Source organism: Nocardia arseniciresistens (assembly GCF_046764875.1).
GTDB classification, from domain to species: Bacteria; Actinomycetota; Actinomycetes; order Mycobacteriales; family Mycobacteriaceae; genus Nocardia; species Nocardia arseniciresistens.
Genome location: NZ_JBKORD010000003.1, coordinates 436,498 through 461,087, shown reverse-complemented (window position 1 = coordinate 461,087; position 24,590 = coordinate 436,498). Strand labels below are relative to the sequence as shown.

Below are 24,590 nucleotides of genomic sequence, written 5' to 3'. Positions count from 1 at the left end.
ACGCTCCCTGCGTCCAACCGGGAGCAAGCGCACACCGGCAACCTGTAGCCATAACGGCGCGAATGTCGGTGACTGTCCGCACATTCGTAGTCATTCTTCGGTGCCTTCCAATCTCAGAACACTTGTCACGGATGTGACGGACTCCATATCCGCGAGAGCGGCCACGGTGTCCGCGAGTGCCGACTCCACCGCGTGATGGGTGACGACGACCAGGCGCGCACCGTTGCCGTGGCCTTCCTGGCGGACGGTCGAGATGCTCACCTCATGCCTAGCGAACTCGCCCGCGACCTTGGCAAGAACCCCAGGACGGTCTTCTACCTGCAGGTTCACGTGGTAGCGGGTCGGTGTATCACCCATCGGCGCAATCGGTAGCTCAGCATAAACCGATTCGCCGGGAGCACGGCCACCGTAGAACTTGTTGCGCGCGGCCATCACCAGATCGCCGAGCACCGCGGACGCCGTCGGAGCGCCGCCGGCGCCCTGGCCGTAGAACATCAGTCGCCCCGCGTTCTCGGCCTCGACGACCACGGCGTTGAACGCGCCGCTGACCGCGGCGAGCGGGTGCTTGCGCGGGATGAGGGCCGGGTAGACGCGCACCGAGACGCGCTCCTTGCCGCCGTCTTCGGGTCCGGGCTCGCCGGGGCCCGCGCCGACACGCTCGCAGATAGCGAGCAGCTTGACGGTGCAGTTCACCGCGGACGCGGTCTCCAGGTCCTCCGAGGAGATCTTCGAGATGCCCTCGCGGTACACATCGGCGGCGGTGACGCGGGTGTGGAACGCCAGTGAGGCCAGGATCGCGGCCTTTGCCGCGGCGTCATAGCCCTCGACGTCGGCGGTCGGGTCCGCCTCGGCATACCCGAGGCGGGTGGCCTCGGCGAGGGTGTCGGAGTAGTCGGCGCCCGTCTCGTCCATCGCGGAGAGGATGAAGTTGGTGGTGCCGTTGACGATGCCGACGACCTTGTTCACCCGATCACCGGCCAGCGACTGGATGAGGGGGCGCACCACCGGGATGGCGCCTGCGACCGCGGCCTCGAAGTACAAGTCGGCGCGGTTGCGCTCGGCCGCGGCGGCCAGTTCGCCGGTGTAATCGGCAAGCAGCGCCTTGTTCGCGGTCACCACGGACTTGCCCGCGTTGAGCGCGGCGAGGATGAGTCGGCGCGGCGGATCGATGCCGCCGATGACCTCGACGACCAGGTCGACATCGTCGCGGGCGACGAGCGCGTCCGCGTCGGTGGTCAGCAATTCGGCCGGAAGACCACGGTCGGTATCCAGATTGCGCACCGCGACACCGCGAAGCACGACCGGCGCGCCGACGCGCGAGCGCAGGTCATCGGCGTGGTCACGCAGAATGCGCACCACCTCGGTGCCGACGTTGCCCATCCCGAGCACCGCGACCCCGATCGGTCGATCGGTTCCCCAGGCGCCTTGCTTCGCGGCATTGGTCATGATTCCACCTCTGTGTTAGTACGGGGCACCCGCGCCCGATCTGCTCCGATGACCAAGGCTGCGCACGTGTTGCTCATCTACACCTCCAGGCTGAGCAGGTCCGCTACCGTTTCCCGGCGCAGAACGAGTCGTGCGACGCCGTCGCGAACCGCGACGACAGCGGGACGAGTCAGCTGGTTGTACCGGCTGGACATCGAATAGCAGTACGCGCCGGTCGCGGCGACCGCGACCAGATCGCCCGGGCCGACATCGGCGGGCATCCAGGTGTCGCGGATAACGATATCGCCACTCTCGCAATGCTTTCCGACAACTCGGGCAACGACCGGATCGGCGTCCGATGAGCGCGAGACCAGACGGCAGTCGTAATCCGCCTGATACAGCGCTGGGCGAATGTTGTCGCTCATGCCGCCGTCGACGCTGACGTAACGGCGACTCAGTCCGCCGTCGAGTGAGACGTCCTTGATGGTGCCGACCTCGTAGACGGTGACGGTGCCCGGTCCCGCGATAGCGCGGCCGGGTTCGACCGCGATGGTCGGTTCCGGCAGGCCCGCGCGGTCGGCCTCTTCCCCGACCAGCTTGCGCAGGCTCGTCGCGAACTCGTCGAGCGGCGGCGGATCGTCGTTCGGCAGGTACGAAATACCGAGGCCGCCACCGAGATCCAGCGTGGAGATCTGCGCTGTGCGCTCGATGCCGAACTTGTCGACCGCGGCGCGCAGCAGCCCGAGCATCCTGCGAGCGGCGATCTCGAAGCCGTCGAGCTCGAAGATCTGCGATCCGATGTGCGAGTGCAAACCGACCAGACGCAGATTATCGGCCTCGAAGACGCGGGCGAGCGCCTCCATCGCATCGCCACCGGCAATGGAGAAACCGAACTTCTGGTCCTCGTGCGCGGTCGAAATGTATTCGTGCGTATGGGCTTCCACACCCACAGTGACGCGGACCAGGACATCCTGGACGACGCCGGCGCGGCCTGCGACAACTTCGAGCCGGTCGATCTCGATCAGCGAGTCGACCACCACGTGCCCGACGCCCGCCGCGATCGCCGCCTCGAGTTCGGGAACGGACTTGTTGTTGCCGTGCAACGCGATTCGCTCGGCGGGGAACCCCGCGTGCAGCGCGACGGCCAGCTCGCCGCCGGAGCACACGTCCAGCGAAAGACCTTCGTCGCGAATCCAGCGCGCGATCTCGCCACACAGGAATGCCTTGGACGCGTAGTGAACTCGCGCATTCGAGCCGAACGCGCGCACCATATCGCGGCAGCGGGAACGGAAGTCGTCCTCGTCCACCACGAATAGCGGGGTACCGAACTGCGCGGCCAGCTCGTGCACCGGCACACCGGCCAGCCGCACGACACCGTCGCCATCGCGAGAAGCGTTGCGCGGCCACACATTCACGGGCAGATCGATCATCTGCTTCGGATCACGCGGGCGCTCTGGCAGATTCGGGGCATGCGGGATCTCGGCGTGCCGAGGTCCGGCTGGATGCGCGCTCACTGAAATTCCTTCCTCACACTGCTGGTCTCGAACACCGATAGTCGATTCACATGCGCTCCGGTGCGCTGACGCCGAGCAGCTCTAGGCCGTTGGCGAGCACCCGGCGGGCGGCTTCGCACAGCGCCAGGCGTGCCGTATGCAGCGGTATCGGCTGCTCGTCGCCCTTGGGCAGTACCTGGCAGGCACCGTAGAACCGGTGGTATGCGCCTGCCAGCTCCTCCAGGTAGCGCGCAATCCGATGTGGCTCACGCAGACTCGCGGCGCTGGCGACCACCCTCGGGTATTCACCGATGGTGCGGATGAGTTCGCCCTCATGCTCGGTGGCGAGCAGTCCGAGATCCGGGTTCTCGACGCTCACTCCGAGATCGACCGCGTTGCGCGCCAGCGAGGAAAGCCGGGCGTGCGCGTATTGCACGTAGTAGATAGGGTTTTCGTTGTTCGTGCTTGTCCACTGGTTCAGGTCGATGTCGATGCTGGAGTTCACCGAGCTGCGCACCAGCGCATAGCGGGCCGCGTCGACGCCGATCGCTTCGACGAGGTCGTCGAGGGTGACAACAGTGCCCGCACGCTTGCTCATCTTCACCGCGACACCGTCTTTGACCAGATTCACCATCTGGCCGATGAGCACCTCGACGGTGGCCGGATCGTCGCCGAACGCGGCGGCGGCGGCCTTCAGCCTGCCGATGTAGCCGTGATGGTCGGCGCCGAGCATGTAGATACACAGGTCGAAACCGCGCGCCCGCTTGTTCTGGAAGTAGGCGATGTCACCGGCGATGTAGGCCGCGTTGCCATCGCTCTTGATGACAACGCGATCCTGGTCATCACCGTATTCGGAACTGGCGATCCACCATGCGCCATCCTTCTGGTAGAGATCGCCCGAGTCCTTGAGCTTCGTCACGGCCTGCTCCACCGCGCCGGATTCGAACAACGAGCTCTCGTTGAAGTAGACGTCGAAATCGGTGCCGAACTCGTGCAGCGACTCCCTGATCTGGGCGAACATCAGCTCGACGCCCTCGGCGCGGAACAGCTCGAGCTGCTCGGGCAGCGGCAGCGTCGGCGCTTCCGGGTGCGCGGCGACGATCTTGTCGGCGATCTCACCTATGTAGATGCCCGCGTACCCGTTCTCCGGCGTCGGCGCGCCGGTCGCGGCGGCGACCAGCGACGCGGCGAAGCGGTCGACCTGCGCGCCGTGATCGTTGAAGTAGTACTCGCGGGTGACCTCGGCGCCCTGCACCGTAAGGATCCGGCCGAGCGCGTCACCGACCGAGGCCCAGCGGGTACCGCCGAGATGCACGGGGCCGGTCGGGTTGGCCGAAACGAACTCCAGGTTGATGCGGGTTCCCGCCAGGGTCTCCGACGAGCCATAACTCGCACCGGCCGCAAGCACCTGCGCGACGATCGCACCCTGTGCGGCGGCGGCGAGCCGGATATTCAGGAAGCCGGGACCCGCCACGTCGGCGGAGTCGATGCCGTCGGTCGCGGCGAGCGCGGTGGCGAGCCAGGCGGCCAATTCGCGTGGATTGGTTCCAGCCCTCTTGCCAACCTGCATCGCTACATTCGTGGCATAGTCACCGTGTTCCGGATTACGGGGGCGCTCCACGCTGACCTCGTCGGGCAGGACCGCAGGGTCCAGTCCATGTTCGACAAGCACCTTCGCCGCAGTTGCGCGAAGGAGATCTGCAAGGTCAGCTGGAGTCACGAGTCTCTATCCTATGGTCTGGGCGGGTGTACACCTCGAGTGGGCACCGCACTGCCAGCGGATCCATCACGTCGAAAGAGCACAACGAGCAATGCCGAGCACAAGTGCCAAATCGGCCAAGGCCGTCCGGGCAGCAGGGAAGTCGTCGTCTTCGCGTAAAAAGGGCGGCGGCAAGAGCCCGCTGAACAAGAAGCGCCAGATCCCGTGGCTGGCCATCGGCGCTGCCGCGGTCATCATCGCATTGGTCGGTGTGCTCGCCTACAGCCTGGTCCCGAAGTATCGGGACAAGGCCGACCTCGAGAAGTACACGCCGACTGCCGAGCGCAAAGACCCCTCCGATCAGATCCCGGGGGTGGCCAAGCATGAGTACCCGGCCGGTCTGCACGTCTCGGAGGCCCAGCGGGTGGCCTACGACCAGAGCCCGCCGTTCGGTGGCCCGCACGACCAGGCCTGGGCGAACTGCACCGGTGTGGTGTACAGCAAGCCGATCCGGCTGGAGAACGCGGTGCATTCGCTCGAGCACGGCGCGGTGTGGATCACCTACAACCCGGACAAGGTGGATCCGGCCGGGATCGACAGCTTGAAGAAGAAGGTCGAGGGCAAGCAGCAGACCCTGATGTCGCCGTACCCCGGTCTGGCGTCGGCGGTGTCGTTGCAGTCCTGGGGCCATCGGCTGAATCTGGACAGCGCCGACGACAAGCGGGTCAACCAGTTCCTCACGGCACTTCGTGCCAATCCGTACGCCTATCCCGAAGTGGGCGCGAGCTGCTCGAACCCGTCGTTCGACGCCAATGACCCGTTGCCGTTCGATCCGACTCCGCCCGGGCCGAATGCCGTACCGATGGACGGCAAGGGCCTCGAACCCGATCAGACCGAGCTGGGTGGCGGCGCGCCGGGTATGCCCGGCGGCATTCCGGGCATACCCGGTGTCCCCAGCTTGCCCGGAGTTCCAGGTGCACCCGGTCTGCCCGGCGCGCAGATACCGACGCAGCCCGCACCCGGCCAACCGGCGACAGGCCAGTAGGTGGCCGAGGCAGGCGCCGGGCCGGGCTCGACCGCTCCCGACAGTGACGGTGGTCGCGGTCCGACCGAACAGAGTCCGACCGCGACACCCAGCGATGACAGCAATGTCGATTCGTCCGAACAAGACCCCACCACCTCCGACGACGACGATCCAACCGAAGATCCCACCATCTCCGGCGATGACGACGACGACGCAAGTTTGAGCGCACAGTTCCGCCGTCAGCGCACCGCTCTGGTGGTCATCGGCGCGATCGGCATCCTGCTGATCGGTTTCGCCGTCGGCGTCCTCGCGCGAATTCCCTTGGACCGCAACGCCGAACCCGACCCGAGCTCCGTCGATATCGGTTTCAGCCAGGACATGTCGGCCCACCATGCCCAAGCGGTCGACATGGCGGGTGTCGCGCTCATCGGCTCCACCGACAATGATGTCCGCAGGCTCGCCTACGACATCCTGACCACCCAGCAGGCCCAGCTCGGCCGAATGCAGGGCTGGCTACAGCTGTGGGGCGAGCCGATGCAGAACGCCGACGGGTATATGGGCTGGATGACCGAACCCACCGGCGGCCACGGCCACTCCGGCCCGGCAAGCACCGCGGACCACCCGATGTCCGGCCCGATGCCGACTATGCCCGGCATGGCGACCAACGCGGAGATGACGGCGCTGCGCCAAGCCACCGGACCGGCCCTGGACACGATGTTCCTGCAACTGATGTTGCGCCACCACCAGGGCGGCATGTCGATGATCCAGTACGCGGCCCAGCACGCCGAGACCACAGCCGTGCGCAGCTTCGCGAGCACCATGGAAACAACCCAGCGCGGCGAAGCCCAGCTGATGACCACCATGCTCGCCACCCGCGGCGCGCCCCCTCTCCCAGTGACCTGAAAGGCGATACGCGTCGGTCCGCCCGCGAAACCACCCGGCCCGGCGCGCTTTTTGGCGGACAGCGGCCGATGCGATACGCTTGCCCCGCCCGATCGACCGCCCTAACCGGCGCCGACCGAGAACTATTCCGCCCTCGTAGCTCAGGGGATAGAGCGTCTGCCTCCGGAGCAGAAGGCCGCAGGTTCGATTCCTGCCGAGGGCACCTACGAAAAGGCTCCGAACAGCGCATCCGCTGTCGGGGCCTTTTTCGCATCGAGATTTACGATGCCCGCCGAGCCCGACGTCATCTCCTGATCGACGTGCACGGCATCATCCTGCATTTTCGCCGCCCGTGGCTCCGCCGCCCTGAGGCCATCCGCACGCGGTCGCTTGCCATCATCGCGTGCGTTGTTCGGTTTCATTCGCCGGTCCCGGAGTGCCGTAATCTTCGACGCGGGCCGGGGGTTGAGCGGAGGATGGGACGATGACATATCCGCCGAGCGGACAGCCGCCGCACGGACCATCACAGTACGCAGAACAGCAAGGTCAGCAAGGGGATTCGCAGGGTCAGCCACAGCTGGGGCACCCTCCCTACGGGTACCCGCCGCAGGGTGGCTACGGGTACGCCGCCGCGCAGCAGCCGGATAACCCGCCGCCGCCGAAGAAGAAGCGGACCGGCCTGTTCATCGGACTGGGGGTATCGGTGTTGATCATCGCGGGCGGGATCGCCGCGGGCGCGGTGCTGACGGTGCAGGGTAAGACGCCGTTGTCCTCCGATGAAAAGAAGATCGAGGTGGCAATCCACGACTTCTACGACACGCTCGGCAAGGATGGTTTCCGCGGCGCGGCGAGCAAGGCCTGCACCGCGGACCGGGCCGAGTTCGACTCGCTGACCGAGGAGCAGAAGCAGGCTTTCGATACGGCCGAGGTTTCGGTGACCATCGATAAGATCGAGGACATCGTGGTCACCGGAGACAAGGCGACAGCGCACATCGTCGGGAACCTCACCCTGTCGATCCCCGGCGAGACACCCAACACCGACGACAGCACCAACGAGCACCTGCAAAAGGAAGACGGTAAGTGGAGGGTCTGTTCCGCGGACGCGGGCAAGAACTGATCGCGGACCGCCTATGAGTTGCTGCGGTCCATCTCGCAGAACCCTGCTCGCCGCCATCGGTCTTTCCGCGATACTGCCCGCGACCGGCCTGGTCCGGTCGAGTTCGGCTCGGGCGCAGCCGAATTCGCTGATCGCCACGGATCTGGAGGTGGTCACGATCACCGACCGGTCGGTGATCGTGACCTGGACGACGATGGCGCAGGATCCAGCGGGGCGACCGGTACCGGCGGACTCCGACGCCGAAGTCCGCATCGGCCCCGCCGACTCCCCGCGGGCTCCGGTCGCTGTCTACGCCGACGCCGAGCCGACCCCATTCCACTACGCGGAAATCGACGGCCTCGAACCGGGACGCGGCTACCGATTCGAGGCGTGGTCGAACGGCGTGCGCGCGAGGCCTGCTCTCACATTGACCACGCTGACACCGGGAAGCCCCGAATTCACCGGCGAATTCACCACCTTGGTTCCGCCACCCGGCCGTCCGCTGCGCACCATCGCGCTCGCCAACGATGTGCACTACGGCGAGGAGGTCAGCGGCCTGGTCATCGACGACCTGCCGCCCGGATTCCGGCAGGAGTCGGACCTGCCGCCGTACCCGGAGGTCATGCTCGCGGCGCTGCTCGACGATCTGCGTCACCCCGACCGCAGCGCCGAACGGTTGATTATCGCGGGCGACCTGACCAGCGAGGCGACAGCGGCGCAATCGCGAGCCGTGCGCACCCACCTGGACGGGTGGGGCGCGTTGGGTCACGACTATCTCGTCGCCCGCGGCAACCACGATAGGCCTCACCTCGGTGCCGAGTATCAATCCTGCGCACCCGCGGCCGCCGATCATCGCGACTGCTGGGCCGACCAATTCACCCCTCGCCAGCAACTCGTCGAGCACGAGGTCGGCGGGCTACGGCTGATCGGCCTGGATACCAGCGAACTCGACGGCGCGGGTGGCAGCATCGAACGCCCACAATTCGATCACCTCGCCGAACTCTTACGCGCCGATCCGCACCGGCCCACGCTGGTGTTCGGCCACCATCCGGTGACCATCGAGTCGGGGCTCACCAACACCGCAGGACCCGCATTCGTGCTCAACCGCCCCGACAGCGCCGAACTGCAATCGCTCTACGAGCGAGCACCCGGCGTGTTTCTTCAGCACAGCGGCCATACTCACCGCAACAGGCGCACCCGCCCCGACGCGGCGTGCGCGGTCGAATTCCTCGAAGTGGCTGCGGTGAAAGAATATCCGGGCGGCTACAGCCTGCTGCGAATGTACGAGGGCGGGTACATGGTGAATTTCTACAAGACCCGCACACCGGCCGCCAAGCGCTGGAGCGCTACGACCAGAGCCGAGTATTTCGGCCTGCTACCGGATTACACGCTCGGCACCTGCGCCGATCGCAATCACGTTGTGCTGCGCGATTTCTCGGGGCTCGGATAAACGGCCCGATTCGAGCCGACCTTTTCGAGCGACCTGCAAGCAGTCGCTAGCCGACCCTTTCGAGCGACCTGCAAGCAGTCGCTAGCCGACCCTTTCGAGCGACCTGCAAGCAGTCGCTAGCGATCGCCGCGCATGGCAACCGCAGCAGGACCGATACCATCTGCGCACGTCCGACGCGGTATGTTGCTTAGGTAAGCCTCATCATAGGTAGGCGGACCTTGTTCGCTCGGAAGGACAGATCAATGGTGTCGGTCAGATGGAAATCGGTTTCGGTAATGCTCGCGGTCGCGGTCGCGGCACTCGGCATTACGGCCTGCTCGAATTCCTCGGACGACACCAACGAGATCACGGTCTACAACGCGCAGCACGAATCGCTCACCAAGGAGTGGGTGGACGCGTTCACCAAGCAGACCGGCATCAAGGTCACGCTGCGCCAGGGCGGTGACACGGCACTTGGCAACCAACTGATCGCCGAGGGCGCCGCCTCCCCCGCCGACCTCTTCCTGACCGAGAACTCCCCCGCCATGGCGCTGGTGGAGAACGCGGGCCTGTTCGCCGACGTCGACAAGCCGACCCTCGATCAGGTGCCAGCACAGTTCCGCCCTTCCACCGGTAAGTGGACCGGAATCGCCGCCCGCTCTACGGTTTTCGTCTACAACAAGGACAAGGTGGCGGCCGACCAGCTGCCCGCGTCGCTGCTGGATCTGGCACAGCCGCAATGGAAGGGCCGTTGGGGCGCCGGCGTGTCCGGCGCCGACTTCCAAGCCATCGTCGCGGGTCTACTCGCGCTGAAAGGTGAGGACACCACGCGCGCCTGGCTCAAAGGCATGAAGGAGAACGCGACCGCGTTCCAGAACAACGTCGTCACCATGAAGGCGGTCGACTCCGGCCAGCCCGACGGCGGCGTGATCTACCACTACTACTGGTACCGCGACCAGGCCAACACCAAGGAGAGCAGCGCCAACACCGCACTGCACTACTTCAAGCACCAGGACCCGGGCGCGTTTCTCAGCGTGTCCGGTGGCGGCGTGCTGAAGTCGAGCAAGAAGCAGGAATCGGCGCAGAAGTTCCTGGCCTTCATCACCGCGAAGTCCGGGCAGGAAATCCTGCGCGACGGCACCTCCATGGAGTACCCGGTGGGCAGTGATATCGCGGCCAACCCGGCACTGCCGCCGCTCGCCGACCTACAGGCTCCCGCCATCGATCCGAGCAAGCTCGACGCCAAGAAGGTGACCGAGCTGATGACCGAGGCAGGTCTGCTCTGATGCACGCTGTGGGGCGTCGCCCGTCCTCGAGCTGCGCATGGCCGGAGCGAAGGCGGAGGTACGCCTAACCGTGGCTGTTCGGACCGCTGTCGTTGCGTCCCGGGTCGGCAGACCAGGGCCTCTCGTCGCGACCGTCGCCGTGCTACTTGTCGCGGCGACGTTCGTGCCGCTCGGTTACATCGTGTCGACGATCTTCTCCACCGGCCTCGATCAGGCCGCGCAGTTGGTATTCCGGCCCAGAGTCGGTGAGCTGCTGCGCAATACGGCCGGACTGGTGGTCTGCACCGTGCCGATCTGTGTGGTGCTCGGCGTCGGACTCGCCTGGGTGGTCGAGCGCACGGCGGTACCGGGCGCGGCATGGTGGGGTCCGGTACTCGCCGCACCCCTCGCCGTGCCCGCATTCGTGAACAGCTACGGCTGGGTCAGCGTTTTCCCGACGATGCACGGACTGTCGGCCGGTGTCGTCATCTCGACCATGTCCTATTTTCCCCTGGTGTATCTGCCCGCGGCGGCGACACTGCGCCGCCTGGATCCATCGGTGGAGGAATCCGCGCGTGCGCTGGGTTCCGGCCCGGTCGCCGTGTTCCTGCGCATTGTGCTTCCGCAATTGCGGCTGGCGATTCTCGGTGGCGGGCTGTTGATTTCGCTGCACCTGCTCGCCGAATACGGCGCTTTCGTGATGGTCAGGTTCGATACCTTCACCACCGCGATTTTCGAGCAGTACCAATCCAGTTTCGCCGGTCCGGCGGGCAGCATGCTCGCCGGTGTGCTCGTGCTGTGCTGCCTGGTATTGCTCGCCGGAGAGGCGGGCGCACGCGGTAATGCGCGCTACGCGAGGATCGGCAGCGGAGCACCGCGCGCCGCGACTCGGGTTCGACTGGGACTCGGCACAATTCCGGTGCTCGCCGCGCTAACAGCGGTCACCGTTGGCGCGCTCGGAGTGCCGCTGTGGACGATCGGGCGCTGGCTGCGCCTCGGCGGTGCGAAGGTGTGGGATCTCGGCGAAATCACCCAGGCGCTCGGGCAGACCGTCGCACTCGCCGCGATGGCCGCCCTGATCACCACCCTCTGCGCGTTCCCGGTGGCCTGGATCGCGGTCCGCTCCACCTCCGCGTTCGCCCGAATCATCGAGGGCGCCAACTACATCACCAGTTCGCTGCCCGGTATCGTGATCGCGCTTGCCATGGTGACAGTCACCATCCGGTGGGCACCGCCGCTCTATCAGACCGTGGCCATGGTGGTGGCCGCGTACGTGCTGATGTTCTTGCCTCGGGCGCTGGTCAGCGTGCGGGCCGGATTGGCACAGGTGCCGATCGGACTGGAGGAAGTGTCTCGCTCGCTCGGGCAGTCCGGTGTTGTCACCTTCCTGCGAGTGACGTTGCGGCTCACCGCACCTGCCGCCGCGTCCGCGGGCGCGCTCGTGTTCGTGGCCGTCGCGACCGAGCTGACCGCGACATTGCTCTTGGCGCCCAGCGGAACTCGGACACTCGCCATGCGTTTCTGGTCGCTGTCGGGCGAATTGGACTATGCGGCCGCCGCGCCCTACGCACTGATCATGATCGTCGCCGCGGTCCCGGTGACGTATCTGCTGTTCACCCAATCCAGGAAGGCGGCGGGAGTATGAGCCGACTTTTCGTGGACGACGTCGCGAAGACGTTCGGCCACACCCAGGTTCTCGGTGGAATCACCCTGGAGGTTCCCGACGGCAGTTCTACCGCGGTGGTCGGCTCGTCCGGCTGCGGCAAGACGACCCTGCTCCGTGTGATCGCGGGTTTCGAGTCACCGGATGCCGGATCGGTGTCCATCGGCTCGGAAACCGTTGCCCGTGAACGATTCTCAGTGCCGCCCCAGCGACGCAATATTGGATATGTCGCGCAAGACGGCGCACTGTTTCCGCATCTGACCGTCGGCCAGAACATCGCGTACGGCCTGCGCAGCGGGTTGCGCGGGTTGCGCGGCAGCAAGCACCGGGTCGGCGAACTGCTGGAGATGGTGTCGCTCGACCCGTCCTACGCCGACCGCAGGCCGCACCAGCTCTCCGGCGGTCAGCAGCAGCGTGTCGCGCTGGCCCGAGCGCTGGCCCGCAAGCCCAAGGTGATGCTGCTCGACGAACCGTTCAGTGCGCTGGACGCGGGCCTACGAGTCACCACCAGGCAGGCCGTGGCCGAGACACTGCGCGCGGCGGGCATGACGAGCATCCTGGTCACCCACGATCAGGAAGAGGCGCTCTGCTTCGCCGAGCAGGTCGCGGTGATGCGAGAGGGCCGGTTCACCCAGGTCGGCGCGCCCGAGCAGGTCTACGGCGCGCCTACCGACCTGTTCACCGCGCGCTTTCTCGGTGACTACCTATTGCTCGACGCGATCGTCGACGCGGAGGTCGCCAAGTGCGTGCTCGGGCGTGTCCCGGTGCAGAAGTCCGCGCCGTCCGGCCCGGTGACCATCATGATTCGCCCGGAACAGCTTGTGGCCCACGTGGTTTCGGATACCGAACAGAGCAGCGGCGTGGTGGATGAGGTGGAGTTCCGCGGAGCCGACGTGATGCTGACCATCGCATTGGACGGTGACACCGACCCGGTGCGGGTGCGCCGAGCGAGTGTCGCGGCGCCGACCAAGGGCCAGCGTGTTCGCCTCGATGTGCTCGGCGCGGCGGTTGCCTACGAGCCAGTGGAATCCTGAACCGGGAGAGAAGCTCGGCTCGGTGATGGCGTTCACCGAGCCGAGCACCCAGGCAGCACCCTGACTGCTCAGAGCGAGCGGCGGGAATTGAACCCGCGTAAACGGCTTTGCAGACCGTTGCCTCAACCACTCAGCCACGCCCGCCTCGCATTGAATAGTGCCGTTTCGGGTCGGGCCCGCACACCCTTGAGCTCGAGCTGATTCCAACTCCCGGCGCCGCGAGCGCCGAGCCCCTGCCGGATGTGGCGGGATGGCGGCCGCCCGCATGGAATGATCGAGATCATGTCTCGGCCACGCCCACTTCCGCTCGACCCGATCGAGGAGGCCCATCGTCAGTGGGTCGGCCACGGCTGGGGTGATGTCGCCGACGGTATGGCCGCCGTGACCTCTCTCGTGCGGGCCCAGCAAATCGTGATGGCACGGGTCGACGAAGCATTGAAACCGACCGGTTTGACCTTCTCGCGCTACGAACTTCTGATGCTGTTGAACTTCAGCAAAACCGGCGGACTGCCGATGGCCAAGGCGAGCGCGCGCCTGCAAGTGCACCCGACGAGCGTCACCAATACCGTCGATCGACTGGAGGCTGCGCAGCTTGTCGAGCGGGTGCCACACCCCAGCGATCGACGCGCAACGCTGATCGAAATCACTGACGCCGGAAGAGAATTGGTCGCCAAGGCGACCGAGCAACTCAACGCGAAGGTGTTCGCGCTTCCCGGCCTCGCGCCGGATCGACTGCACACGCTGTTGCAGTTGCTCGCGGAGTTCCGCCATGCCGCGGGCGATTTCGACACCGGCGGCGAACCGGCCCGCTGGACGGCGAACGATCACTGACGTTCGCGGGCGAACTGGTCGGTCGATAGCTCAACTGGACGAACGCCCCGTAACGGTCCGGCATCCAACTAGCGAATTCCCAGCCATGTCGCCTTGGCAGCGGCGCGGAAAAGGTTCACCATAGAGCCATGGTGCTGGTCTTGGGGGTATCAGCGGGCGCTGGAGGCGCGCGCGCGATGCTGACACATTCCGATCAGCCACATCTCCCCCCGATCGATCGCTGCCAAGTGCCGCGACGCGCCGGTGGCGGCGTCGACGAACCCGTTTTCGAGGCAATTCGCCAGATGAGCGGTTCCGCGGAACGACGCGACGAGCTGATCACCGGAACCGCCGTAACCTGCCGCTGCCCACTGCACGCCGATTCCATCCGTGCCACCGCAGGCCGCATCAGGCTCACCATCATCGACGAACCACTTGCCCAGCTGCGGTATCTGCGCTTCACCGGTCTGCTTCCCGACTCCGGTTCGGTGATCCTCTACGACCTCGGCAGCTCCGGCCTGACCATCACCCACGCCGACTGCCGGACCGACACCATCCTGTCCAGCAAACGCAGCACGGTGCTCGGTGGTGACGGCTACGACGCACTGCTGCGCTGGCAATTGGCCCGCGGCAGCGTACTCACTGACAAACTGACCAGCCGCAGGCATCGCGAAGCCCTGAGCAGCACCCGGGTGATCACCGCGATGGACCCCACCACTGGCGGCCGTGCCGTTGTCACCCGCAGTGACCTCGCCGAACTGTGCGCGGCGAGTATCCATCATTCGGCATCGTTCGTCCGCCAGCTCATCGAGGAAACCGGTGTCCAGCCCGAGGCGATGGTCCTGCTCGGCGGCTGCACCCGCAACCCGAACATCCGCGACGTGCTCGGCGAGATGACCGACCTCCCGATCCTCTACGACTCCGAACCCGAATATGTCTCTGCCCGGGGCGCCGTTCTACTGGCCGCCGAACGCCCCAAAGGCGACCTTCGCATGGCCCGAATCCGAACGGGCGCAACCCTGCCCAGCCTCACCTCCGGCACCATCGGCCGCAGAAAACTCATCGCCGCGGTAGCGGTCACCGCAGCACTCGGCGCGACCATCGCCGGATTGCTTGCCGTGAACAAGAATTCGGCGCAGTCACCCGGCGGGGGGACCGCGCCGACTCCCGTAGAGGTCGCGGGCATTCCGGCAGCGCCTTTCCGCTGAGCTCAGCGGTTGGTGAACTTCGCGGGCCGCTTTTCGACGAAGGCCGACATGCCTTCCTTCTGGTCCTCGATCGCGAAGAGCGAGTGGAAGACTCGGCGTTCGAAGCGCAACCCCTCGGCGAGAGTGGTTTCGAAGGATCGGTTTACGGATTCCTTGGCGATCATGGTGACCGGCAACGACATCGAGGCGATGGTTTCGGCGACCTCGAGTGCGGTGGTGAGCAGGTCGGCGGCGGGCACGATGCGGGAGACCAGGCCAGCACGCTCGGCTTCTTCGGCATCCATGTTGCGTCCGGTGAGCACCAGGTCCATAGCCTTGGCTTTGCCGACCGCGCGGGTCAGGCGCTGCGAACCACCGATGCCCGGGATGACGCCGAGCTTGATCTCCGGCTGGCCGAACTTGGCATTGTCGGCGGCGAGCAGGATGTCGCAGATCATGGCCAGCTCACAACCACCACCGAGCGCATACCCCGCGACAGCGGCGATGGTGGGCTTGCGGAACGCGGCCAGCCGATCCCAGCGCGCGAAGTAGTCGTTCATGAACATGTCCATGTACGACTTGGGCTGCATCTCCTTGATGTCGGCACCCGCCGCGAAAGCCCGCTCCGAGCCGGTGATAACTACCGCACCGATCTCGTCGTCGCGCTCCAACTCGTCGAGCGCCCTGATGACATCGTCGAGAACCTGCGCATTCAGCGCATTGAGCGCCTTCGGACGGTTCAGCGTGATCCAGCCGACTCGGCCCTTGCGCTCCAGCAGAATCGTCTCGAAGTCCGGCCCTTGCACCCGGCCGTCACCCCCCACAGAATCGCTTCGCGATGCATCCATTTTCAGGCACCCTCTTGGTCGGATCGATTACGGATATCGGTGACGATAGCCGAGAAGTCCTTCCCGGCCTCGACCTGGTTGAACCGGGTGTAGATCTCGGCCGCCAGCGTGCCGAGCTGTCCGTCGACGCCGTTGTCGCGCAAGGCGTTCGCGGCGAGGCCCAGGTCCTTGGTCATCAGGGCGGTGGCGAAACCGGGCTGGTAGTCGTTGTTGGCGGGGCTGGTGGGGACCGGGCCGGGGACCGGACAGTAGCTGGTCAGTGCCCAACTCTGGCCCGAGGCGGTGGAGACGACGTCGAAGAACGACTGGTGGCTCAGGCCCAGTTTTTCGCCGAGTACCAGAGCCTCGGACAAGCCGATCATCGAGATGCCGAGCAGCATGTTGTTGCAGACCTTGGCGGCCTGGCCGACGCCGGGGCCACCGCAGTGCACGACCTTGCCGCCCATGACCTCCAACAGCGCAAGCGCGTCGGCGAAATCCTCGGCGCTGCCGCCGACCATAAAGGTCAGCGTGCCTGCCGCCGCGCCCGCGACACCGCCGGAGACCGGGGCGTCGAGCGCGCGGTGGCCCGCGCCGACGGCGAGTGCGGCGGCGGCTTTGGCGTCGGCGACGTCGATGGTCGAGGAATCGATGAACAGCGTGCCGGGTGCGGCGGCCGGGAGCAGATCCGCGTAGACCTCGAGGACCAGCTTGCCGTTGGGCAGCATGGTGATCACGACATCACGGTCGGCGGCGGCCGCTGCGGCAGTATCCACCACGGTGGCGCCGTCTCGGCGGGCCTGTGCCTGCGCGGTGGGGACCGGGTCGAAGGCGACGACGTCGTGGCCCGCCCGCACGAGGTTGGCGGCCATGGGACCGCCCATATGGCCGAGGCCGAGGAAGCCGATCTTTTTACTCACTGCTGACCCTCCGGAATCGTCGAACCCAGTTCGTACTCGCCCAATTCGGCGAAGTACGCGTCGATCTGCGCCGCGGTGACATCGGCGAGCGTCGCAGGCGACCACTGTGGGTCGCGGTCTTTGTCGATGACCTGTGCGCGGATGCCCTCGACCAGATCATGCGATGCCAGCGACGCGACCGATACCCGGTATTCCTCGTTCAGCACCGCTTCGAGGCTCGTCGCACTGCGGGCGTATCGCAGTGAGCGCAACGTAACCTTCAGTGCTACAGGCGATTTGCCGAGTACATCGGCGGCCGCCTTGGCCGCGGTCGGCGAATCGCTCGCCTGTAAGCGGGCGACGATCTCCTCGACCGAATCCGCGCTGTAGCAGGCGTCGATCCAGTCCTGATCGGCAACCAACTCGGATTCCGGTGCTTCGGTGGCGAATTTGGCGATCGCGATCTCCGCGGTCTCCGAGCGCAGCGTCTCCAGCAGTGCCGGAATACTTTCCGAGGGCACGTAGTAATCGGCGAAGCCGGTGGCGATGGCATCGCCCGCGCCCATCCGCGCGGTTGTCAGCGCGACGTGCGTGCCGATCTCGCCAGGGGTGCGGGCAAGCAGGTAGGTGCCGCCCACGTCGGGGATGAAGCCGATGCCGACCTCTGGCATGCCGATCTTGGAGCGTTCGGTGACGATGCGATGGCTGCCGTGTCCGGAAATGCCGACGCCGCCGCCCATGACGATGCCGTCCATGACGACGACGTAGGGCTTGGCGTAGCGGCCGATCAACGCGTTGAGAAGGTATTCGTCGCGCCAGAAGGCGGCCGTCGCGCTGGTCTCAGCGTCGCCGCCTGCCTTCGCGTCATGGTGGATGGCGACGATATCGCCACCCGCGCACAGCCCGCGCTCCCCCGCGCCGGTGACGACGACAGTGCGTACCTCGTCGTCCTCGGCCCACTCCCGCAATGCGCGCAACATGGCAAGCGCCATCTCATGATTGAGTGCGTTGATAGCTTTGGGCCGGTTCAGCGTGATCAGGCCGAGGCCGTCGCGCTTGTCGATCAGGATGTCGGGTTCAGTTTCGGTCATGCCGCTCCTACCACCGCGCGGGCGACAACCACCCGCATGATTTCGTTGGTTCCCTCGAGAATTTGATGCACCCGCAGATCGCGGACGAGCTTCTCGATACCGTATTCGGCCAGGTAGCCGTAGCCACCGTGCAGTTGAAGCGCCTTGTTGGCCACCTCGAAACCGGCATCGGTCGCGAATCGCTTCGCCATGGCGCACAACTCGACTTTGTCGTCGGCGTCCGCGTCCAAGGCGGCCGCGGCCCGCCACAGCAGGGTGCGCGCGGCCTCCAACGAGGTGCGCATATCGGCGAGCTCGAACTGCAATGCCGTGTTATCCAGCAGTCGGGCGCCGAATGCCTTGCGCTGGCCCATGTAGGCGACCGTCTTGTCCAGCGCCGCTTGACCTCCGCCGAGCGAGCAGGCGGCGATGTTCACCCGTCCGCCGTTGAGCCCGTTCATCGCGATCCGAAAACCGTTGCCCTCCATGCCGAGCCGGTTCGCGGCGGGCACCCTGACGTTGTCCAGGATCACCTGGCGGGTGGGCTGCGCGTTCCAGCCCATCTTTCTCTCGTTGGCGCCGAAGGAGATTCCCGGTGTGTCCGCGGCGACGATGAAGGCCGAGATACCGCTGGCACCCGAATCCCCGGTGCGCGCCATCACCACATACACGTCGGTGCTGCCCGCGCCGGAGATGAATTGCTTGACCCCCGTGAGCAAGTAGTCCTCGCCGTCGCGAACCGCCTTGGTGCTCAAGGCCGCCGCGTCGGATCCGACGCCCGGCTCGGTCAGCGCGTAGCTGCCGAGCCATTCCATCGAGGTGAGCCGGGGCAGCCAGTGGTTGCGCTGCTGCTCGTTGCCGTAGCTGTCGATCATCCACGCGACCATGTTGTGGATGGAGATGTAGGCCGCGATGGACGGGCAGCCGGTGGACAACTGCTCGAAGATGCGCACGGCGTCGAGCCTGCGCAGGCCCGAGCCACCCACCTCCTCACTCACGTAGATGCCGCCCATGCCGAGCGAGCCGGCCTTGCGCACCACATCGACCGGGAAGTGTTTCTGCTCATCCCATTCGAGGGCGTTCGGGGCGAGTAGCTCGTCGGCAAAGGAGCGGGCAGTGTCGCTGATCGCCCGTTCGTCGTCGTCGAGTGTGAACATGGCCTCAGTCCATCGTCGGGATCACGAAGGCGTTGCTCTCCTTGAGACCGGAGGGCCAACGCTGCGTCACCGTCTTGGTCTTGGTGTAGAAGCGGATCGAGTCCGGGCCGTGCTGGTTCAGGTCGCCGAAGCCGGAGCGCTTCCAGCCGCCGAAGGTGTAGTAGGCGATCGGGACCGGGATCGGGACATTGATGCCGACCATGCCGACCTGGACACGGGCGGAGAAGTCACGCGCGGTGTCACCGTCGCGGGTGAAAATCGCTACGCCATTGCCGTATTCGTGCTCGTTGGCCAGGCGCAGACCCTCTTCGTAGTCCTTGGCGCGCACCACGGTCACCACCGGGCCGAAGATCTCTTCCTGGTAGATCCGCATCTCCGGAGTGACCTTGTCGAACAGGGTCGCGCCGACGAAGTAGCCGTTCTCGCCGCCTTCCACGGTCAGACCACGACCGTCGACGACCAGCTCCGCTCCCTCTTCGATGCCGATCTCGACGTAGCTGTTCACCCGATTCACACCGTCCTGTCCGACCAGCGGGCCGAGGTCGGCGCCGGGGTCGTCGGAGCGACCGATATTGAGCTTGTGCACGCGCTCGGTGAGCTTGGCGACCAGCCGATCCGCGGTCTCCTCGCCGACCGGCACGGCGACCGAGATGGCCATGCAGCGTTCGCCCGCGGAACCGTAACCGGCGCCGATCAATTGGTCGGCGACATCGTCGAGGTCGGCGTCGGGCATCACGATCGCGTGGTTCTTCGCGCCACCGAAGCACTGCGCGCGCTTGCCATTCGCGGTCGCGGTCTCGTAGATATATTGCGCGATCGGCGTGGAACCGACGAAACCGACAGCCTTGACCCTCGAGTCGTGCAACAACGCGTCGACGGCTTCCTTATCGCCGTTGACCACGTTGAACACACCGGCGGGCAGCCCAGCCTCGAGGAACAGCTCGGCCAGCCGCAGCGGCACCGACGGATCACGCTCGGAAGGCTTGAGTATGAACGCGTTTCCGCACGCGAGCGCCGGACCGGCCTTCCACAACGGGATCATGGCCGGGAAGTTGAACGGGGTGATGCCCGCGACGACACCGAGCGGCTGGCGCATCGAATAAACGTCGATACCGGTACCAGCGCCCTCGGTGTACTCGCCCTTGAGCAGGTGCGGAATACCGGTGGCGAACTCGATCACCTCGAGGCCGCGCTGGATGTCGCCTTTGGCGTCCGGAATGGTCTTGCCGTGCTCGCTCGACAGCAGCGCGGCCAACGAATCCATCTCGTCCTGCACCAGACTCAGGAACCTCATCAACACCCGCGCCCGCTTCTGCGGATTGAACGCGGCCCACACCAACTGCGCCTCGGCGGCATTCGCGACAACCGCCTCGACCTCCGACTTACTCGCCAGCGGCACCCGCGCCTGCACCTCGCCGATATTCGGATCGAAGACATCGCCGAACTTGCCGGAGGTGCCGGTGACGTGCTTTCCGCCGATGAAGTGTGTGAGCTCGCGAACCATGCCAGTCCTCAGGGGTCGACGGGAGCGCGGAATCCCGCGCTAGATTTATGGTCATCCTATAGTTGGATGTCCAAGTAAATCCATCGCGTCGACAGAGATGTGGCATACGCCACTATTGGAAGGCCGAGGTCAGGCCGAAACACCCAGGTCAACGCTCTGAGCGCCGCCCGAGGTTCGAGGTGTCACGTCGAAATCCGGGCGTACGTCCGACCCGAGCCGGGTAGCCGGACCGGGCATATCGGGCAGTGACCAGGTACGGTTTGACGTCGACAGGTCCCGCTCGGGCGAGTCGCAGACCTTCATGTTGAAGCTACTCGAGGACGTCATGATCAAGCTCTTCTCCGCTGCCCTGCTGACCGCGACCGCGGCCGTCGCCATCCAGGTCCTGCCCGCCGCGCCCGCACAGGCGAAGTCCCCCACCTGCGCCAAGGCCATCGAGCTCATCAACGCCGCGATCGACATCAGCGGCGACTCCCTCGACGATGCCACCCAGCAAGCATTGTCCGAAAGGTTGTCGGGCATAGCGGTCCTGGCCGTCGGCGAGGAAAAGGACGCGATCACCGGCTACGCCAACGCGTTGGTCGATGAGAACATCACCGACCTGGATTCCGCCACCGACGAACTCAACCGCGTCTGCGCCTGAACCGTCGGCATTGCGACGCACTCAGGCGATCCGGACGCCGCATTAAACGCTCGATCGCGAATTCGCCATTGAAGATCAAGAGCGCCACTCTGCGGCGTATTGCCATTACTGGTCAGCCGCTCGCCGTTGCTCCAATTCGGCCCTGATCAGCGCGCGGGCCGATTCACCGGAGACCGATTGCCTGGCAAGCCTCTCGAAGGTTCGCGCATAGGCCGCAACCTCACGTGGCTGCGTGATCGTCTGTTCGGCACTGATGCCCTCAACCATCACCACACGGTCATCGAACATAATGAAGTTAGGGGCCGTCAGCGGCGGCAGAGCACGAGCCGGGATGATTCCGAAGGCCACACGCGGCAACCCCGTTACCGCAAGTAGCCTGTCCAACTGCCCGGCCATTACACCGTCGTCGCCCACCGTGGTTGACAGGACTTGCTCAGCGATGACGATCTGGAACTTGCGTTTGCCCTTGTAGAGGAACTGCTGCCGTTGTAGCCGCTGGGCTACACCTTCGTCCACGTCGTCGGGTACATTTTCGAATTCGACCACATCCCGCAGGATCGCTTCGGCATACTCTGCTGTTTGCAGGATTCCTGGGACGATGGTCGGCTGGTACATCCGCGTCAGCGTCGCCTTTTCGGCAAGCTTCACCGAGACTTGTTGCCGCCGTTTGGTGCCCGAACTGAGTATGCGCCGCCATTCGATATAGGCGACGTCGACATTGTTCAGCGTCGCAATCAGGTCAGCAAGTTGATCGTTCGCGTCGGCGTGCTCACAGTAGGTTCGCAGGTCGGCTACCGATGGACTCCTGATGCCGCGCTCGAATCGAGAAACCTTCGACTCGTGCCAGCCCGCTATGGAGGCGAGCTGGCGCGCTGTCAATCCAGCGTGTCGGCGAATCTCACGGAGTCGTTGCCCCAGCGATTCCCGTGCTTCGTGGACGCTATCGGTCACGGCCTGGCGTGCACGATGCTGAACTCTACGAACGGTGTTGCAAACTCCCAAAGCCGTTGTTTCACGGTTCGACAGTATTCCGCAATCCCGGGGTCGGTAGTACTGACCGGGTCTGCGGGCTTGCCATCCTCGTCGGATACGTTGAACACCACCAGTTGCCCATCGAACAACCACCAGTCGTCATGTGGAACCTCGTCGGCGACGAGATCCCTTGGCACATAACGAATATCATCACCTGCGTCAACGTTGTAATGGGTCACCGACAGTAGCCACCGCTGGTAATCGGTGAGCGGGATCGTAACCACACGAACCCGACTCATCACGACGCCCCGCGCAGCAGTCTCGCGCACAAGAGCTCGCCATTCCGGCGACGGATCGGGTAGCTCAGGCTCACCGTCCAGAAATCGGCGAAGCGGCTCGGACTCGTACGGCTCCGCATACGAGTCCTTGACCTCGAGATGGAACGCTTCACGCTGGCATTTACGGAACAGGTCAGGCCAGGGGTCGCCTTGCCGCAGTTGCACCGTAAAACGTCCTCTCCGTCTTTGGGGTTTCGATGGCCGTCTCATCCTCGGCCAAGTCCAGTTTGCCGAGCGTTTCGGGATCGGCAATCGGTCGACCCCCGAGGGTGAAAGTACCGCGTCCTGTGTCCGTCATGGATGCACCGACGAACGTACCCTGCTCAGCGAAACCAAGTAGCAGGTGCGGGATTTCAATGATTTCAGGTCGGTCGGTCCTCCATCCCTGAATGAGGTAACTGCCCTGGTCGGTGGCGTACAGGGACGGGCATCCGCTCCGATCCGAGCCGCCCTTACCGAGGAAATGTATGCGCATGGTCGCGATCCTCTCTCACTGAGTGCCGCGTTCGGCAGGCACTGCATTGATGTTCCCTCGAGTCGGCATGTTCCGACGTTGATTCGGTTCATCACGGCAAGTAGTGGCAAGTCCGTAGACCACGCTGAGTGCTGATCCTTAGCGTCATGGACGGCGCTTGGGGTCGGTGCCGGTCAACCCGGTCCCGAGCTGCCAACCAACACCGATACCAGGGAGTAACCGTGTCACTTACCGAGACACAGGCGAAGGTCTTGGCCGCACTGGCGGGACTGCCACCTACCAAGGCACTGACGGTGAATCAACTGTGCAGCAGAACAGGTTTCGCCGCATCGACCGTGCGGGCCATACTGGGTTCGCATTCGTATATCGGGCTTGCTACCGGCTCTCGCACAAGCCCGATCGAGTGGCGAATAACGGGTCGTGGCCGAGCGGTGCTCAGCGCGCCGCCTTACCGGAATTTTCTGTCGCATCGAGCCGACAGCACGAACGAGGCGAAACAATGAGGGCACGGCCGACCGCGATCGGATACCTCCGCCGCGATGTCTCCGGCATCGCACAGGAGTGGGATGAGATTCAGATTCGTAGTGTCGCAAAGCGACTCGGGTACGACCTCGCCAAGACCGTGGTTTTCGGACGCGAGACCGACCGTCCAGAGTGTCGTCTGCTGAACGTCATTCGAGCCGTGGATGCCGACGCGGTGATTGTGCCGAGCGCCGAGCATTTCGACGGCTCGATACCGGATCCATTGGTGCAGGCGTGCGACGTGGTTACGGTTTCGCCGGAGAACACCTACGCGAGATGGCCTTTACCGATCCTCGGCTTGCACGTGGACAACGCATGAACGAAACATCAAGGCGCAGATTATGTTCCGAGATCAAAGCGGATACCGCTGCGCAGCAGCGCGGTGGCGGACAGTCCGAATGTGTGGTGGAAGGTTTCGCTGAAGTGGGACGGTGTGGCGAAACCGGCGTCGGTCGCGCTTCGGGTGAGATCGTGGCCCGTCGCGGCGTCCCGGAGTGTGTGGATGATGCGGGCCCACTGCTGATAGCGGCGGAATGTGGTGCCACATTGCTGGGCGAATAGGCGGAGGAAGTGGGAGGTGGACAGGTCCAGTTCGGCGGCGGTCGTTTCGGCGCGGAACGTGCGATTCGGGTTCCGGCGGATTTCGGCGGTGACCCACTCGATTCGCGGATCGGTGGCCGGTGCGGGACCGGTGATCGCAGTAGCGAAGATTTGTTCCGGATCCACGTCGTGTCCACGACACTGCTCGACGAGCTCCGCTTCCCGTCGATGGCCGAGACCGTACGGCCCGGTGGTAGTCGTCATCTCCTGCGCGATCGCTACGGCGGGCGCGCTTGCGAGATCGACGAACAGCAGCAGGATCCACCGACCGGGGGCGTTGACGCGGTGCACCGCGCGGGCCGGCGCGAACGAGCTGCCGGTGCGGATCTCTCCGTGTGCGGCGGTCTCCAGGACGAACGGTCCGTCCAGGCCAACGCTGAGCACCGCGACGGAGGTGGAATGCGGGTCGACGCCGAGTTCCGGCCCGATGTAGCCGACGTGCCCCGGCCGCAGCCACACCACCGGCGATCGTGCCGGACCGCATATTTCCGAAAGCGCACCCGCGGTCACACCTGCCAGGGTATCGGTACGCGGCCCGGAACACGGCGGCCGACGAGGAGCACAACGAGCCGGGAG

Annotated in this window: 23 protein-coding genes and 2 tRNA genes; 12 read left to right on the top strand and 13 right to left on the bottom strand. The window is 65.3% G+C overall.

Annotation, left to right across the window (positions count from 1 at the left end):
* Positions 1–90: 90 nt before the first annotated feature.
* The 3 genes from ACLMAJ_RS07685 to argS all read right to left on the bottom strand — a co-directional run bounded on the left by ACLMAJ_RS07685 (position 91) and on the right by argS (position 4,638).
* On the bottom strand, positions 91–1,446 hold the full coding sequence (locus tag ACLMAJ_RS07685; protein ID WP_412012814.1) for a homoserine dehydrogenase: 1,356 nt from the start codon (positions 1,444–1,446) through the stop codon (positions 91–93).
* Between the two features lie 77 nt (positions 1,447–1,523).
* Positions 1,524–2,939 (bottom strand): diaminopimelate decarboxylase, encoded by a 1,416-nt coding sequence (lysA, locus tag ACLMAJ_RS07680; RefSeq protein ID WP_412012812.1) that lies wholly within the window; start codon positions 2,937–2,939, stop codon positions 1,524–1,526.
* Between the two features lie 46 nt (positions 2,940–2,985).
* Entirely contained in the window at positions 2,986–4,638 is a 1,653-nt protein-coding gene (argS, locus tag ACLMAJ_RS07675; RefSeq protein WP_412012811.1) for an arginine--tRNA ligase, read from the bottom strand.
* Between the two features lie 91 nt (positions 4,639–4,729).
* Between argS and ACLMAJ_RS07670 the strand changes: the two genes are divergently transcribed.
* The 3 genes from ACLMAJ_RS07670 (at position 4,730) to ACLMAJ_RS07660 (ending at position 6,746) form a co-directional block, all read left to right on the top strand.
* Positions 4,730–5,662 carry a DUF3105 domain-containing protein gene (locus tag ACLMAJ_RS07670; protein WP_412012810.1) on the top strand — a complete coding sequence of 311 codons (933 nt, stop codon included), beginning with the start codon at positions 4,730–4,732 and terminating at the stop codon, positions 5,660–5,662.
* Positions 5,663–5,830: 168 nt separating this feature from the next.
* Positions 5,831–6,544: a DUF305 domain-containing protein gene (locus ACLMAJ_RS07665; RefSeq protein ID WP_412012847.1), complete on the top strand. Its 714-nt coding sequence runs from the start codon at positions 5,831–5,833 to the stop codon at positions 6,542–6,544.
* 129 nt (positions 6,545–6,673) lie between these two features.
* Positions 6,674–6,746: transfer RNA gene (locus tag ACLMAJ_RS07660), tRNA-Arg, on the top strand.
* 1 nt (position 6,747) lies between these two features.
* Here ACLMAJ_RS07660 and ACLMAJ_RS07655 read toward each other — a convergent pair.
* On the bottom strand, positions 6,748–6,945 hold the full coding sequence (locus tag ACLMAJ_RS07655) for a hypothetical protein (protein ID WP_412012809.1): 198 nt from the start codon (positions 6,943–6,945) through the stop codon (positions 6,748–6,750).
* A 62-nt stretch (positions 6,946–7,007) separates the two neighbouring features.
* Here ACLMAJ_RS07655 and ACLMAJ_RS07650 point away from each other — a divergent pair, with 62 nt between their 5' ends.
* The 5 genes from ACLMAJ_RS07650 to ACLMAJ_RS07630 all read left to right on the top strand — a co-directional run bounded on the left by ACLMAJ_RS07650 (position 7,008) and on the right by ACLMAJ_RS07630 (position 13,010).
* Complete coding sequence (locus ACLMAJ_RS07650; RefSeq protein ID WP_412012808.1) at positions 7,008–7,640, top strand: Rv0361 family membrane protein; 633 nt, start codon at positions 7,008–7,010, stop codon at positions 7,638–7,640.
* Positions 7,641–7,653: 13 nt separating this feature from the next.
* Positions 7,654–9,069: a metallophosphoesterase gene (locus ACLMAJ_RS07645; RefSeq protein ID WP_412012807.1), complete on the top strand. Its 1,416-nt coding sequence runs from the start codon at positions 7,654–7,656 to the stop codon at positions 9,067–9,069.
* Positions 9,070–9,311: 242 nt separating this feature from the next.
* On the top strand, positions 9,312–10,334 hold the full coding sequence (locus ACLMAJ_RS07640; protein WP_412012806.1) for an iron ABC transporter substrate-binding protein: 1,023 nt from the start codon (positions 9,312–9,314) through the stop codon (positions 10,332–10,334).
* A 37-nt stretch (positions 10,335–10,371) separates the two neighbouring features.
* Positions 10,372–11,958, top strand: coding sequence for an ABC transporter permease (locus tag ACLMAJ_RS07635; protein ID WP_412012805.1), 1,587 nt, complete (start codon positions 10,372–10,374; stop codon positions 11,956–11,958).
* Positions 11,955–13,010 (top strand): ABC transporter ATP-binding protein, encoded by a 1,056-nt coding sequence (locus tag ACLMAJ_RS07630; protein WP_412012804.1) that lies wholly within the window; start codon positions 11,955–11,957, stop codon positions 13,008–13,010. The genes ACLMAJ_RS07635 and ACLMAJ_RS07630 overlap by 4 nt, the downstream gene beginning before the upstream one ends.
* A 72-nt stretch (positions 13,011–13,082) precedes the next feature.
* On the opposite strand, the gene ACLMAJ_RS07625 is transcribed toward ACLMAJ_RS07630, so the two are convergent.
* Positions 13,083–13,154, bottom strand: a tRNA-Cys gene (locus ACLMAJ_RS07625).
* Positions 13,155–13,292: 138 nt separating this feature from the next.
* Between ACLMAJ_RS07625 and ACLMAJ_RS07620 the strand changes: the two genes are divergently transcribed.
* Positions 13,293–13,841: a MarR family winged helix-turn-helix transcriptional regulator gene (locus ACLMAJ_RS07620; protein ID WP_412012803.1), complete on the top strand. Its 549-nt coding sequence runs from the start codon at positions 13,293–13,295 to the stop codon at positions 13,839–13,841.
* A gap of 128 nt (positions 13,842–13,969) precedes the next feature.
* The gene (locus ACLMAJ_RS07615) at positions 13,970–15,028 is read left to right on the top strand and encodes an Hsp70 family protein (RefSeq protein WP_412012802.1); all 1,059 of its coding nucleotides are present in this window, start codon (positions 13,970–13,972) and stop codon (positions 15,026–15,028) included.
* A 2-nt stretch (positions 15,029–15,030) separates the two neighbouring features.
* Here ACLMAJ_RS07615 and ACLMAJ_RS07610 read toward each other — a convergent pair whose 3' ends face one another.
* Genes ACLMAJ_RS07610 through ACLMAJ_RS07590 form a run of 5 tightly spaced genes read right to left on the bottom strand, consistent with a single transcriptional unit; the run spans position 15,031 to position 20,464 of the window.
* Positions 15,031–15,855, bottom strand: a complete 825-nt coding sequence (locus tag ACLMAJ_RS07610; protein ID WP_412012801.1) for an enoyl-CoA hydratase — start codon at positions 15,853–15,855, stop codon at positions 15,031–15,033.
* 2 nt (positions 15,856–15,857) lie between these two features.
* On the bottom strand, positions 15,858–16,754 hold the full coding sequence (gene mmsB, locus ACLMAJ_RS07605; RefSeq protein WP_412012800.1) for a 3-hydroxyisobutyrate dehydrogenase: 897 nt from the start codon (positions 16,752–16,754) through the stop codon (positions 15,858–15,860).
* A complete protein-coding gene (locus tag ACLMAJ_RS07600) occupies positions 16,751–17,824 on the bottom strand; it encodes an enoyl-CoA hydratase/isomerase family protein (RefSeq protein ID WP_412012799.1) in 1,074 nt (357 codons plus the stop codon). Before ACLMAJ_RS07600 ends, mmsB begins: the two co-directional genes overlap by 4 nt.
* On the bottom strand, positions 17,821–18,960 hold the full coding sequence (locus ACLMAJ_RS07595; protein ID WP_412012798.1) for an acyl-CoA dehydrogenase family protein: 1,140 nt from the start codon (positions 18,958–18,960) through the stop codon (positions 17,821–17,823). The genes ACLMAJ_RS07600 and ACLMAJ_RS07595 overlap by 4 nt, the downstream gene beginning before the upstream one ends.
* 4 nt (positions 18,961–18,964) lie before the next feature.
* Entirely contained in the window at positions 18,965–20,464 is a 1,500-nt protein-coding gene (locus ACLMAJ_RS07590; protein ID WP_412012797.1) for a CoA-acylating methylmalonate-semialdehyde dehydrogenase, read from the bottom strand.
* Positions 20,465–20,765: 301 nt separating this feature from the next.
* Between ACLMAJ_RS07590 and ACLMAJ_RS07585 the strand changes: the two genes are divergently transcribed.
* Positions 20,766–21,107, top strand: coding sequence for a hypothetical protein (locus tag ACLMAJ_RS07585; protein WP_412012796.1), 342 nt, complete (start codon positions 20,766–20,768; stop codon positions 21,105–21,107).
* 105 nt (positions 21,108–21,212) lie between these two features.
* Here ACLMAJ_RS07585 and ACLMAJ_RS07580 read toward each other — a convergent pair whose 3' ends face one another.
* Both ACLMAJ_RS07580 and ACLMAJ_RS07575 read right to left on the bottom strand, forming a co-directional pair.
* The gene (locus ACLMAJ_RS07580) at positions 21,213–22,058 is read right to left on the bottom strand and encodes a helix-turn-helix domain-containing protein (RefSeq protein WP_412012795.1); all 846 of its coding nucleotides are present in this window, start codon (positions 22,056–22,058) and stop codon (positions 21,213–21,215) included.
* Positions 22,055–22,582, bottom strand: coding sequence for a DUF6879 family protein (locus ACLMAJ_RS07575; protein WP_412012794.1), 528 nt, complete (start codon positions 22,580–22,582; stop codon positions 22,055–22,057). The genes ACLMAJ_RS07580 and ACLMAJ_RS07575 overlap by 4 nt, the downstream gene beginning before the upstream one ends.
* Before the next feature lie 809 nt (positions 22,583–23,391).
* On the opposite strand from ACLMAJ_RS07575, the gene ACLMAJ_RS07570 reads away from it, so the two are divergent.
* Entirely contained in the window at positions 23,392–23,733 is a 342-nt protein-coding gene (locus ACLMAJ_RS07570; protein WP_412012793.1) for a recombinase family protein, read from the top strand.
* A 20-nt stretch (positions 23,734–23,753) separates the two neighbouring features.
* Here ACLMAJ_RS07570 and ACLMAJ_RS07565 read toward each other — a convergent pair whose 3' ends face one another.
* Entirely contained in the window at positions 23,754–24,524 is a 771-nt protein-coding gene (locus ACLMAJ_RS07565) for an AraC family transcriptional regulator (RefSeq protein WP_412012792.1), read from the bottom strand.
* Positions 24,525–24,590: the final 66 nt, after the last annotated feature.

What these genes read in the sequence shown, in the direction of transcription:
- ACLMAJ_RS07650 (WP_412012808.1), top strand. Translation starts at nt 7,008, where the DNA reads ATGACATATCCGCCGAGCGGACAGCCGCCGCACGGACCATCACAGTAC.
- ACLMAJ_RS07585 (WP_412012796.1), top strand. Translation starts at nt 20,766, where the DNA reads ATGTTGAAGCTACTCGAGGACGTCATGATCAAGCTCTTCTCCGCTGCC.
- ACLMAJ_RS07645 (WP_412012807.1), top strand. Translation starts at nt 7,654, where the DNA reads ATGAGTTGCTGCGGTCCATCTCGCAGAACCCTGCTCGCCGCCATCGGT.
- ACLMAJ_RS07595 (WP_412012798.1), bottom strand. Translation starts at nt 18,960, where the DNA reads ATGTTCACACTCGACGACGACGAACGGGCGATCAGCGACACTGCCCGC.
- ACLMAJ_RS07640 (WP_412012806.1), top strand. Translation starts at nt 9,312, where the DNA reads ATGGTGTCGGTCAGATGGAAATCGGTTTCGGTAATGCTCGCGGTCGCG.
- ACLMAJ_RS07570 (WP_412012793.1), top strand. Translation starts at nt 23,392, where the DNA reads ATGAGGGCACGGCCGACCGCGATCGGATACCTCCGCCGCGATGTCTCC.
- ACLMAJ_RS07610 (WP_412012801.1), bottom strand. Translation starts at nt 15,855, where the DNA reads ATGGATGCATCGCGAAGCGATTCTGTGGGGGGTGACGGCCGGGTGCAA.
- ACLMAJ_RS07600 (WP_412012799.1), bottom strand. Translation starts at nt 17,824, where the DNA reads ATGACCGAAACTGAACCCGACATCCTGATCGACAAGCGCGACGGCCTC.
- ACLMAJ_RS07620 (WP_412012803.1), top strand. Translation starts at nt 13,293, where the DNA reads ATGTCTCGGCCACGCCCACTTCCGCTCGACCCGATCGAGGAGGCCCAT.
- ACLMAJ_RS07590 (WP_412012797.1), bottom strand. Translation starts at nt 20,464, where the DNA reads ATGGTTCGCGAGCTCACACACTTCATCGGCGGAAAGCACGTCACCGGC.
- ACLMAJ_RS07635 (WP_412012805.1), top strand. Translation starts at nt 10,372, where the DNA reads ATGGCCGGAGCGAAGGCGGAGGTACGCCTAACCGTGGCTGTTCGGACC.
- ACLMAJ_RS07615 (WP_412012802.1), top strand. Translation starts at nt 13,970, where the DNA reads ATGGTGCTGGTCTTGGGGGTATCAGCGGGCGCTGGAGGCGCGCGCGCG.
- ACLMAJ_RS07630 (WP_412012804.1), top strand. Translation starts at nt 11,955, where the DNA reads ATGAGCCGACTTTTCGTGGACGACGTCGCGAAGACGTTCGGCCACACC.
- ACLMAJ_RS07655 (WP_412012809.1), bottom strand. Translation starts at nt 6,945, where the DNA reads ATGAAACCGAACAACGCACGCGATGATGGCAAGCGACCGCGTGCGGAT.
- ACLMAJ_RS07670 (WP_412012810.1), top strand. Translation starts at nt 4,730, where the DNA reads ATGCCGAGCACAAGTGCCAAATCGGCCAAGGCCGTCCGGGCAGCAGGG.
- ACLMAJ_RS07685 (WP_412012814.1), bottom strand. Translation starts at nt 1,446, where the DNA reads ATGACCAATGCCGCGAAGCAAGGCGCCTGGGGAACCGATCGACCGATC.